We start from the raw sequence: 13,404 nt of genomic DNA on the forward strand, positions 1-13,404 counted from the left end.
GGCGGCGCCGGACGCCGCGCCGGAGCGGGTGGCGGAATTCATGCGCCTGATGGTCGACGGCGGCGGCTTCCGGCTCCGGCGGCGGGCCGGGATGCAGAACGGCCAGCTCCTGCAAGGCTTGCGCCGCCTGCTCCAGCGTCTGGCTCAAGGGCGCGTAGGACGGCGCGTCCGCGCCCATGCGTTCGTCGCACCAGCTCTGCAGCCGCGCCAGCCATTGCCGGCTGCGCGCCAGCGCGCCGCGGCTCTCCTCCAGCGCGGCCGGCGGCAGCGCGCGCACCCAGTCGTTCAGCTTCTGCTGCTCGTGGCGCGCCTGTTCGCGCTCCAGCTTGCCCTCGTCGCCGCCGGCCAACAGCCGGCGGTTGAGGTCCTGCCACTGCCGCAGGGTCAGCGGCTGCCGCTCCTGCGGCGGCGGCGCGTTCAGCAAGGGCACCTGGGCCGCCAGCGTGGCGGCGTAGGTTTTGGCCAGCCATTCCAGCGGGCCGGTGCGAAAGCTCAGATCGTCTTGCTGCGGCAAGGGGTGCAGGCTGTCCCAATACTGCTCGCAGCACTGCGCGCTCAACGCCAGCGCCGCTTCCAGGCCGGGCAGGCCCAGCAGGTGCAGCCAGGACTCCCCCAGCCAGCCGGCCACCATCAAATCCTTGCTGCGCTCGGCCAGCAGCGCGGAGGCGAGACGCTCCACGCCGGACCAGTCCGCGCGTTTCAAATCGCTTTCCCAGATGCCGGCGGGCAGGCTGGGATCGTCCTCGCGCCGCAGTTCGCGCAGTTGGTCGTATTCCGGCGCGTAGCGCAGCGGCTCGCCGCCGGGATTGTCCGCGGCGATGGGTTGCAACAGGGTTTCCAGACGCGACATGGCGCTCATGGCCGTTTCCTCAAGGTGTTCAAAGCGCGCATCAGCTGCCCTCTATCGCGGCCAGCCGCGGATTGGCGGCCGCGCGGAACGGCGACGGCGGCGCGGCGTACGGCAGGCTGGCCACGGCCAGGCCGCTCTTGCCGCCCGGCGCCTGCAAGGTCAGCCGCAAAAACATCTGCGCGTCGCCGTTGCCCAGCAAGGCCGGGTTGCGCACCGGCAGCGCCAGCATCAGGCCCACATCGTTGACGCCTTCCACGCTATTGGTGCGCAGCGGCGAATTGTTCTCGCGCAACAAGCGCAGCAAGCCCCATTGTCCGCCGTAGTTCCAGCTGGCCAGCCGGTCGAACACGGTCAGCCCGCTTTGCGTCGAATCCTCCACCGGCGCCTGTTGCGATTCCTTGGCCCAGCGCAGGGTCGCCGTCACCGGCTGGCCGATGTTCCAGTGCAGGCGCTGGCCGTCGCCGCCGGGGTAGCGCAGGCGCTGGCCGCCGCTGGCCAGCGTCCATTCGATCACCTGGTCCGCCGCCTGTTCGTGTTCGCGGTCGGTGCGCCAGCGCACTTCCACGTCCACGCCCTGCCACGGCCCGCCGCCCTCGCGGGCGAACATCGGCCCCAGCCAGGCGCGCGCCGCCTTGGCCGCGTCCAGGAAGCGCCGCGCCGCCTGGGCCTGGCCGGACTTGAGGTCCTGCAGGCCGGCGGCCGCCAGCCCGCCGCTGTCGTCCATCAGGCGCATGAATTCCGCCACCCGCTCCGGCGCGGCGTCCGGCGCCGCCAGCTTGGCGGCGAAGGGGAAGCGGTTGGCCAGGTATTGATTGAAGAAGGCGCTCAGCTTCTGGTAGGCGGCGGCGCCGGCCTGGGTGCGCAGCGCGCCGCAGCGGTCGCTGGCCAGGCTGACCAGGGTCTGGGCGCGGTCGGAGAAGACGTTGCCGGCGGCCGGCAGCTCCACCTGGTCCAGCACCGCGCGGCAATTGCCCACGTCCATCTCGTTGAAATCCTTGACGATCATGGTTTCCAGCACCGCCGGCGCGCTGTTGGCGGCCTTTTCCTTGTAGTGGCGCAGTTCGACGGCGGCGCTTTGCCAGCGTTGCTGCAATTGCTGGTCGCTGACCGGCAACGAGGATTTGTGCGAGGCCAGCCAGCTCAGCGCCGGCGCCTGGGCCTGGGTCAGATTGCCCACCAGCTCCAGCTGCGCGCCCAGGTATTGCTGCAGCTCGCGCGCGCCGCCGGCGCGGAAGGCGCGGGCGCCGGCGTTGCGCGAGCCGTCCCACCAGCGGAAGCTGCCCTGCAGCGGCTGGTACAAGCCCAGCCCTTGCAGGCTGCGCTCCGCGTGGCGCAAGGATTGCAGCGCGCGCCGGTCCATCTCGCGCAGCACGCTGTCGCGGAAGGCGGGCTGGGCCAGTTCGTCCAGCGCCGCCAGCACCGGGGTGGCGGCCTTGGCCTGGGCGTCGAAGGCGTTGCCCTCGTCGATGGAACCGCCGTTCAGGCCAACCGACGGCTCGGCGCGGCGGCTGCTCAGGGCGGCCCACATCGCCCGCGCCGCGCTGTCCTGCAAGGCGCGTTCCAGGCCCTTACGGTAGGCCGGCGGCATCTGGCCGGCGCTGCCGGCCAGGTATTTCTGGTAGCCGTCGTAATGACGCAGCGCCGCCGTCATCGCGTCGGCGTCCATATTCGCCAGCCCGCCCGCCGTCGGGCCGCTTTCGCCCTGCGCCCGCGCGCTGGCGACGAAGTCCTGCTTCAGCAGCGAGGCCAGGGTCACGTTCAGCTTGAGCACCTGGTCCTGCAGTTCCAGGCCGCCGGACGGCCCTTGCGCCAACAGCGCCGAGCTGGCGCCCACGCCACCCAGCCAGCGCTTGCGGAATTCCTGGCGCGCCACCGCGGAATGGTCCACCACCCGCGCCACCGCGTCCCGCCCTATCAGGCTGGAGCGGCGCGCGCCGTCCAGCATCGCGCTGTAGCCGGGCACCAGATCCTGGCCGGCGGCGCGGCTCCAGGCGCTGTTGGTGGCGTTGACCAGGCTTTGCAGCAGGCCGATGTGGCCGGCCACGCTGTCCAGTTCCGGCAAGGAGTTGCCTTGGCCGGACTCCAGCATCAGCAGCTGTTTCTGCAATTGCTGGGCGGTGAGGTCGAAGGTTTGATTGGTGTAGAGCTGGCCGAGCCAGGCTTGCATCAGGCCGCTGAAGTGTTCGCCCACCTGCGGCCGGATCTTGGAGAGATCGATCGGCGCGGCCACCAGTTGATCGCTGGACAGCAGGATGCGGCGCAGATTGTCGCGCTGGGCGTTCTGCGGCGCGCGCAGGCTGAGGCCGAACAGGCCGTTGGCCAGCTCCGCCGCCTCGTCCAGCGTGGTGTTGCCGTCGCGCACCGCGTGGTTGAACTGGTTGACGCGCTGTTCCAGCTTGACCGCGTCGCCGGCCAGTTGCCGCGCCAGCAGATAGGCCGGCCATTTCTCCGGCGCGGCGGTGTCGTCGCTGACGCTGTCCGCGCCGGCCTCGCCCAAGCGCCGCACTTGTTCGGCGTCGCGCAGCAGCCGCTGTTGCAAGGGCAGCATCACCGAGCGGCGCAGCGCGTATTCGATGGTGTCGTCGATGCGGCCGTCCACCGGGGACATCAGCGAGGTGGGCAGCAGCAAGGTGCCGAAACGGCGCGAGGGCGCGTCCTTGAGCGCGCGCCAGAAGGCGGCGACGCTTTGCCGCGCCGCCGCGTCGTTGCCCAGTTCCGGCCGCGGCCCGCCGCGGTCCAGTTGCAGAATGCGCAGCTGGCGGCCCAGCGCGTCGGCGTCGTCGGTGGCCGCGTGCCAGTACCAGCTGATGCCGGCCAGCCACAGGGCGGCGAACAAGCCCATGCCGGCCAGGGTCCAGCGGTGCCAGCGCTGGCGCAGCCGCAGAATGCGCGGCACCGGCTGGGCCAGGCCCTGCTCCGCCAGCACCCGCTGGCGCAGCAGCCGGCCGGCGAACAGGGGCAGCGCCGGCGGCGCGACGGTTTCTTCCAGATCGTCCTGCGGCGCGGCCTGGGCGCCGGTGAAGTAGATGCCGCGCAACTGCGGCGCCTCGCCCAGCGCGTTGCCGCGGAACACCGGATCGCACAGCGCCTGCAGATTGGCGCGCACCGCCTCGAAGCTGCGCGGCAGCAGGTACAGATCCGTGGACACGCCGCCTTGCAGGGCGCCGAATTCGGCTATGGTTTCGCTCAGGGTCAGCCGCAGCCGCGTCAAGGCCTGTTCTATCCAGTCGGATTGATAGGCGGCGCTGGCGGCGTAGGGCGAGGACCAGCCCAGCATCGCGTCGCGCGCTTCGCGCGGCAGCGCCTGCGCCAGCTCCAGGAAGCCCGGTGCTTGCTCGGTCTCGGTCACCACCAGATAGATGGGCAGGCTCAGGCCCAGCCGTCTTTGCAGATCGGAAAACTTCTTGGCCGCGGCCAGGCCGGCGCTGACCGCCAGGTGCTCGCTCCACAGCTGGCCGGCGGACACGGTCCAGATCAGCGCGTCCAGCGGCCGCGCGGCGCGGCTGCGCAAGAGCACGCCCAAGAGCCGCCGCCAGGCCGACAGCGGCGCCAGCGCGCCTTCCGGATGGCTGAACATATCGTCCGGAATCACCAGCACCGCGCCGTCCCCGCCGTACCACCAGCGGCCGAACCAATTGGCCTCGCCCTCGCTCTTCAGCTGCAGCGAGGCGCACAAGGCCTCCACATTGCGCACCCGGTCGCCCACCGCCAGCACCCAGGGGGTCTGGTAGCGGTCTTCCGCGCCGATCTCGCGCTCGAAGCGGCGCACCGAGCCGCGGAAGCTGCGCCGCGCCGGATCGGCCTCGCGCCGCAGCCACCAGATCAGCGCCGCCAGCGCCAGCAGGATCAACAGGGTCAGCAGCACAATGCCGGCTAGGGTCTGTATCGTCATTTGCTCTGCCCGTCCCCGTCCGCCCCGCGGTACAGCATGGGCTCCACCCGCGACACGATGTCATGCCAGAACGCGTGCCCCACCACAGACATGCCCACCAGGATGGCGGCCACGCCCACGGCCAGCCGGAAGCCGTCCGGCAGCATGCGCCGCACCGTCAGCCGCAGCGGCGGCACATTGCTGCTGCGCTCCAGCGCCGGCGCCAGGCTGCGGATGTCGGCGTCGCGCTGGTAGGCGAAGGCGAACAGCTCGCGCCGCCATTCCTCGTGCTGGGCCAGCCCGCCCGGCCCGCGCAGCCGGCCGTAGAAACCCAGGGTCAGCGTTTGCAGGCAGACGTTGGCCAGATCGCGCCCGGCCGGATCGCGCTCGCGCAAGACCCGCTCGATCAGCGCCGGCACCTTGTCGCCGGCGGCGCGGCTGCCGAACAGCCGCTGCTCCAGCGGCGTGGCCTGCCACAGGCTCTGCCCCGGCCAGTCGTCGAACAACAGCCGCTCGTCTATCAGCGCGACGAACAGATACTGCAAGGCCTCGATCTGGCTCTGCCCGGCCGCGCCCACGCGCGCGCCGGCGGCGCGGCTCAAGCGCCGCGCCAGCAGCCCGCCCTGCTCGGCCGCCAGTTCGGCGGCGGTTTCGGCCTTGTGGCCGCCGCCGGCCAGTTCCTGGAACACTTGCAGCCATTCGGCGTAAGCGTCTTCGAAAGTGGCGCTCAGCGGCGCTTGCGCCAGCACCCCCAGCGGCTGGGACAGCGCGCTATCCAGCATGGCGTTCTCCATCGGCGTCCTCGCGCGGGTCCGCGACGAAGAGCAGCGCCTCCCACGGCTCCAGCGCCGCGCCGCCGGCCGGCAGCGTCATCCTCAGCGGCTGATCCGCTTGCAGCCAGTCGCCGTTGGCCAGCACGGCGAACAGCCGGGTGTCGTCGCCCACGCTGTAAGCCACTTGTTCGGCGCGGTCCAGCGGCTGGAAGGACAAGCCGCGCATGCGCTGGCGCGCCAGCGTGGCCACATGGGATTCGGAGGCGATGATGGCCTGGCCCAGCCATTGCTGGGCGGCGGAATCCGGCGCGCCGCCGGGCATGCGCAGGCCGACGATCAAGCGCCCGCTGTCGCGCGCGGCCTCCGGCAAGACGATCCAGAAACCTTCTTCGTCGCGGTTGAACGGCAGGCTGCGGTAACCGGCGCGCACCCGGTCCAGCGCGGCGGACAGCCAGTTCAGCAGCGGCTCGTAGCTGGCCAGCAGTTCCTGGTAATTGAAAGCCGGGAACACCGGCGCGCCGGCGCCCGGGTCCAGCGCGGTCAGCGAGCCGGCCATGCCGGCCAGCAGGCCGAACAGGGCGGCCGGATGGGCGGCGCGGCTACCCAGCGCGGCTTCCGTCTCCGGCAGCCGCGCCCACAGCGCCGCCAGCTGGCGGCGGATTTCGTCGATGTCGTCGTCCTTGCCGGCCTCCTTGGCCTGGCGCAGACGTCCGCTGAGGAAGATGCATTTTTCACGCGCCTTGGCGCACAGCGCCGCCACCTTGCGCCCCAGCAGGCTGTCCGGCAGCAGCCGCGGCGACGGCGGCGCGTAGGCGCGGCGGGCAAAGCCGCCGCCCTGCTGGGCGATGCGCAACAGCGGCAGGCAGATCATGTCGGCGCGTTCGGCCTCGGTGACCAGGCGGATGTCCGGCCGCCACAGCGTCAGGCTGGCCGGGTTCTCCCCGCTGCTCAAATCCGGCACCGCCTCGCTGTTTTCCGAGCGGAAACGCCCGGCGGCCGGGTCCAGCCGGCCGGCGCGCCACAGGGGCGGCAAAGCCAGGTAAACCGTCACCGTGCGGCCCGGCGCCTCCGCCGCGGCAGCCGTCACGTCGCAGCTGAGCGCCGCGCCGTCGCCGGCGTCGAAGCGCAGCGGCAGGCCGTCCGGCAGCACCGCCTCCAGCGCGGACACCCGCGCCACGCCGCCGGCCAGCGCCGCCTCGTCCAGCTCCAGCTCCAGCACGCCCCAATACAGCGGCTGGGCCGCCGCCGCCAGCGCCGCGGACACCCCGTCCGCCCTCAGCGCCTGCCATTGAAAATGCTGGGGCAGCAACTGCATCCCCTCGTACCAACACACCGCCTGTGGCACTGCTTTCAAACCGCTCTCCCCCCGCTACGGCTCCATCAGCCGCATATTCTTGCTTTCAAAGCGCAGCCAGACCTTCTTGCGCGCGTCCAGGCTCAGCCGGTGCATGCCCGGTCCGGCGTAGCTGGCGTACACCAGCAGGCCGGCCGCGGATTCGCCCCGTATCGGCACGTCCTCGGTTTCCAGATGCTGGCCCGGCACCAGCTCCAGCTCCCATACCTTGAGATCCGCCGGGTAGTCGCGCAGCAGCTGCTCGCGCTGCTCAAACCACTTGGCCGCCGGCAGCCCCAGCAGCAGCTTGTACAGCTCCGGGTCCTTGGCGGCGACGAAGTCCACCGCCAGCGGCGTGTCGTCGTTGGCCATGCTGACCACGTCCAGCGTGGCCGCCTGCAATTTGACCGAGGGGCCGAAGCCCAGCGACGAGCACCCGCCCAAGCCCAAAGCCAAACCACAGAACAGCCCAGCCAGATACCCGTTGCGCATCCGCATCACCCCGACGCCATTATCCATTGCAAATAATATTGGCAAAAAAACGCCGACAGTTCTATAGGAATTGTTAAGCCATGGTCATTGAAAAATGCAAGTTGCAAGCATTTGTCAGCAAAAAGGGCTTCCATGCGGCGGCTTGAGCCGGCTTCAATGGAAAAGAACGACCAGGCCCGGCCGGGCAACAATGGTCTGACAATCATGCAGTTTCGCCCAAGCGGACCGGATACGCGGCCCGCCGTCGGCGTCCCCAGCTTCCCAACCGATCGAGGTCTGTTATGGCAGAGAGCACACAGCACAAGCTGGACCGGATTCGTCCGCCCCGCGTGCAAATCACGTATGACGTGGAAATCGGCAACGCCCTGGAAAAACGGGAGCTGCCGCTGGTGGTAGGCATCATGGCGGACCTGGCCGGCAAGCAGGAGCAGCCGCTGCCCAAGCTCAGCGAGCGCCGCTTCGTGGAGATAGACCGCGACAACTTCAACGCCGTGCTGGCCTCGCTGACGCCGCGCGTCACCGCCCAGGTGGACAACGCGCTGTCCGACGACGGCAGCAAGCTCAATGTGGAGCTGAAGTTCAACCACTTCGACGACTTCGACCCGGTCAACATCGTCAAGCAAGTCACCCCGCTGCGCCGGCTGTACGAAGCGCGCCAGAAGCTGCGCGACCTGCTGACCAAGCTGGACGGCAACGACGAACTGGACAAGCTGTTGCAGGACGTGGTGGCCAACACCGAGGAACTGCAAAAGATCAAGAGCGCCCGCCCGGAGGCCCCGGCCGCCGCGGAAGCCGCGCCGGCGCCGGACGCGCCGCCGGCCGCTTGACGCCCCGCCCGACCCCCTGATACCGGAGACATCTCATGGCTAAGACCCAAGCCGAAGCGCCCAGCGGCGACGCCGCCTCGCTGTCGCTGCTGGACCGCATCATCCAGGAAGGCCGCATGGCCCACGACGACATCCAGCAGGAGTACGCCAAGGACCTGCTGTCCGAATTCGCCACCCAGGTGTTGGACGAAGGCATGGCCATCGACAAAGACACCGTGGCCATGATCAACCACCGCATCGCCATCATCGACCAATTGCTGAGCAAGCAGCTCAACAACATCCTGCACCACCCGGACGTGCAGAAGATGGAAGCCTCCTGGCGCGGCCTGCACTTCCTGGTGATGAACACCGAAACCAGCAGCCGCCTGAAGCTGCGCCTGCTCAACGCCACCAAGGACGAGCTGCAGAACGATCTGGAAAAAGCGGTGGAATTCGACCAGAGCGCGCTGTTCAAGAAGATTTACGAGGAAGAGTACGGCACCTTCGGCGGCCACCCCATCAGCCTGCTGATCGGCGATTACGAGTTTGGCCGCCATCCGCAGGACGTGGCGCTACTGGAAAAGCTGTCCAATGTGGCAGCCGCCGCGCACGCGCCGCTGATCTCCGCCGCCAGCCCGCGCCTGTTCGACATGAGCAGCTTCACCGAACTGGCGGTGCCGCGCGACCTGTCCAAGGCTTTTGAAAGCGCCGAGCTGATCAAATGGCGCTCCTTCCGCGCCAGCGAGGACTCCCGCTACGTCAGCCTGGTGCTGCCGCACATCCTGCTGCGCCTGCCCTACGGCCCGGACACCAAGCCCACCGAGGGCATGAACTACGTGGAAGACGTCAACGGCACCGACCACGGCAAATACCTGTGGGGCAACGCCGCCTACGCGCTGGGCCAGCGCATCACCGACGCCTTCGCCAAATACGGCTGGTGCGCGGCCATCCGCGGCGTGGAAGGCGGCGGCGCGGTGGAAGGCCTGCCGGCCCACACCTTCGGCACCGTGTCCGGCGACATCGCGCTCAAATGCCCCACCGAGATCGCCATCACCGACCGCCGCGAGAAAGAACTGGACGGCCTGGGCTTCATCGCGCTGTGCCACAAGAAAAACACCGATCTGGCGGTGTTCTTCGGCGGCCAGAGCGCCAACCAGCCCAAGGTCTACAACACCAACGCCGCCAACGCCAACGCGCGCATCTCCGCGATGCTGCCCTATGTGCTGGCCGCCTCGCGCTTCGCCCACTACATCAAGGTGATCATGCGCGACAAGATCGGCAGCTTCCTGACCCGCGACAATGTGGAAACCTATCTGAACAACTGGATAGCGGACTACGTGCTGGTCAACGACAACGCGCCGCAGGAAGTGAAAGCCCAGTACCCGCTGCGCGAAGCGCGGGTGGACGTGACCGAAGTGCCGGGCAAGCCCGGCGCCTACCGCGCCACCGTCTTCCTGCGCCCGCACTTCCAGCTGGAAGAGCTGACCGCGTCCATCCGCCTGGTGGCGGAGCTGCCGCCGCCGGCCGCCGCCTGACGCCACACCAAGGGCCCGCCGCGCGGCGGGCCCAATACTTCTCATAACACGGAGAACACATAGCAATGGACGCCATCATTCTGGACCTGGGCAGCGACATCAAGGGCGAGTGCAAGCTGGAAGGCTACACCGACAAGATCGAAGTGCTGTCCTACAGCCACAACGTGGCCATGCAGGTGACCAACGACGTCAGCAACACCGAACGCACCTCCGGCAAGCCGCATATCGGCGAATTCAGCCTGACCAAGTTCACCGACAAATCCACGCCGGAACTCAACGCCTACTGCTGCCAGGGCAAGAACATCCCCGAGGTCAAGATCACCATAGGCCGCAACGCGGCCGACAGCAGCGGCAAGGTGCTGCCCTACATCGTCTACACCCTGACCAACGCCATCCTGTCCAACGTCAGCGTCAGCGGCGGCACCGGCGGCAAGCCGGTGGAAAACCTCTCGCTCAACTTCACCAAGATCAAGTGGGAGCTGACCACCCAGAAAGACACCGGCGCCAAGGACGGCAACGCCGCCGCGGTGTGGGACCTGGCCGCCAACAAGTACTCCAAATAAGTCGATTGAATCCGCCGCGGAAGTCCATAAGCACAGCGGGCGTTCCGGGGTCTTTTGGCCACGGCAGCACACGGAAGAACACGGACAAACCCAAAGGAAGCATCGGGCTTGCATGGACTTCATGACCACGGGTGTTGTCTTGTTCCGTGCTTTCCGTGCGCTTCCGTGGCAAAGAAGATTTTTTCGTGTCTTTACGTGGGTTTTGTGGCTTAGCCACGGAAAAACACGGACAAACCCAAAAGCGGCGCCTGGTTTGCGTGGGCTATGACCACGGCTGTTGTCTTGTTCCGTGTTTTCCGTGCGCTTCCGTTCCGTGGCAAGAAAGATTTCTTTCCTGTCTTTACGTGGGTTTCGGGGCCAAGCGTTTTTCCATGGCCCATGCACTTTTAGGATACCGCGATGCGCCAAGCCGCCCAGTTTCGCCCGGGTCTGTTCGAACTGCTGGCCGACGCCGAACCGCGGCAGCGGCTGGAGGCCGAGCCGCTGCTGCGGGTGGACCGCCGCCGGCTGCAAGAATCGGTGCGGGCGGAACTGGCGCGGCTGCTGTCCAGCCGCCGCACGGCACAACCCTACCTGGCCGAACTCAGCGTCATCGACTACGGCGTGGCGGACTGGAGCGCGCTGCACCCGGAGCGCGCCGAAGACCGCCAGCGCCTGGCGCGCGAGATCCGCCAGGCGATACGCAGCTTCGAACCCCGGCTGGCCGCGCCGCGCGTCAGCGTGGACACCGTGCCGGGCCGCGGCCTGCTCCTCAGCGTGCGCATAGACGGCGAACTCCAGGCCGAGGGCAGCCGCTGGCCGGCCGCCTTCGTCGCCGAGCTGGACCCGTCCGGCGCGCGGCTCACCGCCTGCGAGGACGCCGGCTGATGGAATCGCTGGACCCGCGCCTGCTGGACTACTACCAACGCGAACTCGCCTACCTGCGCCACGCCGGCGGCGAATTCGCCCAACGCTACCCCAAGGTGGCCCACCGCCTGCAACTGAGCGACGGCGAATGCCCGGACCCGCAAGTGGAACGGCTGCTGGAAGGCTTCGCCCTGCTCTGCGCTCGCCTGCAACGCCGGCTGGACGACGACTACTCCGAACTCACCGACGCGCTGCTGGAACAGCTCTACCCGCACGCGCTGCGGCCCATGCCCTCCTGCGCCATCGCCCGCTTCGAGCCGGACCCGGACAAGGGCAAGCTGGACGCCGGCTACCGCATCGAACGCGGCACCCCGCTGTTCGTGGCCACCACCGCCGGCGACAGCCTGCGTTTCCGCACCAGCGCCGCCGTCACCCTGTGGCCGCTGCGGCTCGCCGCCGCCAGCCTGCTGACCGAAGACGAAGCCCAGGCCGCCAGCGGCCTGGCCCAGGCGCGCGCCGCCCTGGTGCTGCGGCTGGAGAAACTGGGGCCGGAGCCGCTGGGCGCGCTGCCGCTGAACAGCCTGCGCATCCACCTGGCCGGCTCCCCGCTCAACGCCGCCGCGCTTTACGACCTGCTGTCCGCCCACAGCCTGCAAATCAGCTGCCGGCTGCCGGAGCGGCCCGGCCTCGCGCCCTCCATCCGCCCCGGCGCGCTGCCGCGCGCCTGCGGCTTTGGCGCCGACGAAGCGCTGCTGCCGGCCGAGGACGGCGTGCACCCGGCGCACGCGCTGCTGGCGGAATACTTCGCCTGCCCGGAAAAATTCGCCTTCTTCGACCTGCCGCTCAGCCTGCCGCGCCAGGCGGAGCGGCAACTGGAAATCGTCATCGCCTTCGAGCGCGCGCCGGCCGGCCGCCTGGGCATCCAGCACGGCGACATCGCGCTGGGCTGCGCGCCGGTGATCAATCTGTTTCCGCACACCTCAGAGCCGCTGCGCCCGGACGGCAGCCGCAGCGAATACCTGCTGGTGGCCGACGCCCACCGCGACCACAGCGTGGAAATCCACTCCATCCGCCAGCTGCGCGCCGCCGGCCCGGACGGCGCGCGCCGCATCGCCCCCTATTTCGCCTGCAGCCACGGCGAGGGCGGCGACGGCCGCTACTGGCACGCGCGCCGCGTGCGCGGCCTCAACCGCCTGCGCCCCGGCAGCGACATGCTGCTCACCCTGGTGGACGCCGATTTCGACCCGCTGGCCGCCAGCGAGCTCAGCCTCACCGCCGAGCTGCTATGCACCAACCGCCACCTGGCCGAGCAACTGCCGGCCGGCGCGCCGCTGATGTTCGAACTGCCCGGCCCGGTGGGCCAGGCGCGGCTGCTGCGCCCGCCGCGGCCGCAAACCGAAGCCGCGCTGGACGGCGCCTCGCGCTGGAAACTGGTGTCCCAGCTCAGCCTCAACCACCTGTCGCTGAGCGAAGGCCCGCAGGCGCTGGCCGCGCTGCGCGAAATGCTGGCGCTGCACAATCTGGGCGAACAGCCGGCCGCGCGCCGCCAGATCGAAGGCATCGTCGCGCTTGGCAGCGAACGCATCGTCGACCACGTCGGCGCCGACGCCTGGCGCGGCTGGCGCAACGGCCTGCTACTGACGCTGGAGCTGGACCCGGCCTGCTTCGCCGGCGGCAGCCGCGTGCTGTTCGCCGCCGTGCTCGCCCACTTCTTCGCCCTCTACGCCCACGCCAACCGCTTCGTGCGCACCCGACTCGTCCACCAGCAACAGGAGATCCAGACATGGCAGCCGCCGCCCGGCCCCAGCCTGGTTCTGTAGCCGAGCGGCTGCTGACGCGGCCGCAGGGCTTTGAATTCGCCCAGGCGGTGATGCTGCTGGAACGGCTGACGCCGCAAGCCGCGCCGCTGGGCCAGGGCGCGGACCCGGCGCGCGAGGCGCTGCGGCTGCGTGGCCCGCTGCTGCCCGCCTTCGCCGCCAGCGAACTGAGCGCGCTGGAACCGGGCGCGCTGGGCGGCGACGCGCAAGACGGCCAGCCGGCGCTCGATGTCGAATCCTTCGGCCTGGGCGGCCCGGACGGCCCGCTGCCCTACGCCTACCAGGAATGGCTGCAACAACGCCGCCAGGACAAAGACCACGCGCCGGCGGAATTCCTGCAACTGTTCCAGCACCGGCTGCTGGCCCTGCTCTACCGCGCCCAGCGCAAATACCGGCTGGCGCCCAGCTTCGCCGCGCCGCGGCTCAGCCCGGCGCGGCCGCTGCTGCTCAGCCTGTGCGGCCTGCTGCCCGCCGGCCTGCAACAACGCCAGGCGGTGCCGGACGCCGCGCTGCTGGCC

Annotated in this window: 11 protein-coding genes; 6 read left to right on the forward strand and 5 right to left on the reverse strand. The window is 69.5% G+C overall.

Features of this window, described 5'->3' with window-relative positions:
• The 5 genes from tssA to NK214_RS24010 form a co-directional block, all read right to left on the reverse strand.
• The coding region (tssA, locus tag NK214_RS23990) for a type VI secretion system protein TssA (RefSeq protein ID WP_253315694.1) at positions 1-859 on the reverse strand (859 nt) is incomplete at its 3' end.
• Between the two features lie 31 nt (positions 860-890).
• Positions 891-4,742 (reverse strand): type VI secretion protein IcmF/TssM N-terminal domain-containing protein, encoded by a 3,852-nt coding sequence (locus tag NK214_RS23995; protein WP_107799786.1) that lies wholly within the window; start codon positions 4,740-4,742, stop codon positions 891-893.
• A complete protein-coding gene (locus tag NK214_RS24000) occupies positions 4,739-5,503 on the reverse strand; it encodes a DotU family type IV/VI secretion system protein (RefSeq protein ID WP_253315695.1) in 765 nt (254 codons plus the stop codon). Before NK214_RS24000 ends, NK214_RS23995 begins: the two co-directional genes overlap by 4 nt.
• Positions 5,493-6,839 carry a type VI secretion system baseplate subunit TssK gene (tssK, locus tag NK214_RS24005; RefSeq protein ID WP_253315699.1) on the reverse strand — a complete coding sequence of 449 codons (1,347 nt, stop codon included), beginning with the start codon at positions 6,837-6,839 and terminating at the stop codon, positions 5,493-5,495. The genes NK214_RS24000 and tssK overlap by 11 nt, the downstream gene beginning before the upstream one ends.
• 24 nt (positions 6,840-6,863) lie before the next feature.
• Positions 6,864-7,319: a hypothetical protein gene (locus tag NK214_RS24010; protein ID WP_199225884.1), complete on the reverse strand. Its 456-nt coding sequence runs from the start codon at positions 7,317-7,319 to the stop codon at positions 6,864-6,866.
• Between the two features lie 281 nt (positions 7,320-7,600).
• On the opposite strand from NK214_RS24010, the gene tssB reads away from it, so the two are divergent.
• The 6 genes from tssB to tssG all read left to right on the forward strand — a co-directional run.
• Complete coding sequence (gene tssB / locus NK214_RS24015; RefSeq protein ID WP_081545015.1) at positions 7,601-8,146, forward strand: type VI secretion system contractile sheath small subunit; 546 nt, start codon at positions 7,601-7,603, stop codon at positions 8,144-8,146.
• A 35-nt stretch (positions 8,147-8,181) separates the two neighbouring features.
• Entirely contained in the window at positions 8,182-9,660 is a 1,479-nt protein-coding gene (gene tssC / locus NK214_RS24020) for a type VI secretion system contractile sheath large subunit (protein ID WP_081545014.1), read from the forward strand.
• A gap of 65 nt (positions 9,661-9,725) precedes the next feature.
• Positions 9,726-10,223, forward strand: a complete 498-nt coding sequence (locus tag NK214_RS24025) for an Hcp family type VI secretion system effector (protein ID WP_048409970.1) — start codon at positions 9,726-9,728, stop codon at positions 10,221-10,223.
• Positions 10,224-10,622: 399 nt separating this feature from the next.
• The gene (gene tssE / locus NK214_RS24030) at positions 10,623-11,090 is read left to right on the forward strand and encodes a type VI secretion system baseplate subunit TssE (RefSeq protein ID WP_253315696.1); all 468 of its coding nucleotides are present in this window, start codon (positions 10,623-10,625) and stop codon (positions 11,088-11,090) included.
• Entirely contained in the window at positions 11,090-12,889 is a 1,800-nt protein-coding gene (tssF, locus tag NK214_RS24035) for a type VI secretion system baseplate subunit TssF (protein ID WP_253315697.1), read from the forward strand. Before tssE ends, tssF begins: the two co-directional genes overlap by 1 nt.
• Positions 12,853-13,404: type VI secretion system baseplate subunit TssG (tssG, locus tag NK214_RS24040; RefSeq protein WP_253315698.1), on the forward strand; the 552-nt coding region annotated here is incomplete at its 3' end. The genes tssF and tssG, both read left to right, overlap by 37 nt.

The sequence above is a fragment of the Chromobacterium sp. S0633 genome, assembly GCF_024158805.1.
In the GTDB taxonomy this organism is placed as follows: Bacteria; Pseudomonadota; Gammaproteobacteria; order Burkholderiales; family Chromobacteriaceae; genus Chromobacterium.

Excerpts from the sequence above, each read along its gene's own strand:
- NK214_RS23995 (WP_107799786.1), bottom strand. The coding sequence starts at position 4,742 with ATGACGATACAGACCCTAGCCGGCATTGTGCTGCTGACCCTGTTGATC.
- NK214_RS24000 (WP_253315695.1), bottom strand. The coding sequence starts at position 5,503 with ATGCTGGATAGCGCGCTGTCCCAGCCGCTGGGGGTGCTGGCGCAAGCG.
- NK214_RS24010 (WP_199225884.1), bottom strand. The coding sequence starts at position 7,319 with ATGCGCAACGGGTATCTGGCTGGGCTGTTCTGTGGTTTGGCTTTGGGC.
- tssB (WP_081545015.1), top strand. The coding sequence starts at position 7,601 with ATGGCAGAGAGCACACAGCACAAGCTGGACCGGATTCGTCCGCCCCGC.
- tssC (WP_081545014.1), top strand. The coding sequence starts at position 8,182 with ATGGCTAAGACCCAAGCCGAAGCGCCCAGCGGCGACGCCGCCTCGCTG.
- NK214_RS24025 (WP_048409970.1), top strand. The coding sequence starts at position 9,726 with ATGGACGCCATCATTCTGGACCTGGGCAGCGACATCAAGGGCGAGTGC.
- tssE (WP_253315696.1), top strand. The coding sequence starts at position 10,623 with ATGCGCCAAGCCGCCCAGTTTCGCCCGGGTCTGTTCGAACTGCTGGCC.
- tssF (WP_253315697.1), top strand. The coding sequence starts at position 11,090 with ATGGAATCGCTGGACCCGCGCCTGCTGGACTACTACCAACGCGAACTC.